This window comes from Dellaglioa sp. CoH-56-MRSF-14, from assembly GCF_056782115.1.
The window spans coordinates 1-353 of record NZ_JBXAYB010000048.1; the positions used below are offsets into that span (position 1 = coordinate 1).

1 protein-coding gene is annotated in these 353 nt (G+C 56.4%); it reads left to right on the forward strand.

The features are described from left to right. Positions 1 to 27 precede the first annotated feature (27 nt). A partial coding sequence (locus tag AC1RPX_RS07805) for a hypothetical protein (RefSeq protein WP_481763330.1) occupies positions 28 to 353 on the forward strand: 326 nt, incomplete at its 3' end.

A 353-nucleotide genomic window follows, 5' to 3' on the forward strand; every position in this document is an offset into this window, starting at 1 on the left:
GTTCGGGGACGTGGGCAGGTTCAAGAGATGGATGAGATGGAGCTAAGGGTTTATGAGGCTGAACGCAGTGCGCAAGACGCAGAATCGCGATCTATGATGTTGGAGTCGGTGGTCGCGTCCCGTCTTGACCAGATGGATGGAACGCCAGCGTCCACGCCCACGCTGGGTATGCCTGTCGCATCGTCCATGGGCTCAACGTCCGATCACGTGTACGCCGAACACAACCCATTTGAGGATATGGCGCGGGTAGAGGGCGCGGGCGATCTATTCAACGGTGGTATTCCACAGTACACAAGTGTTCGGGACCAAGATACAAATGTGGATGCTATTCGCAGTTCCCGGGTGCATGAAGG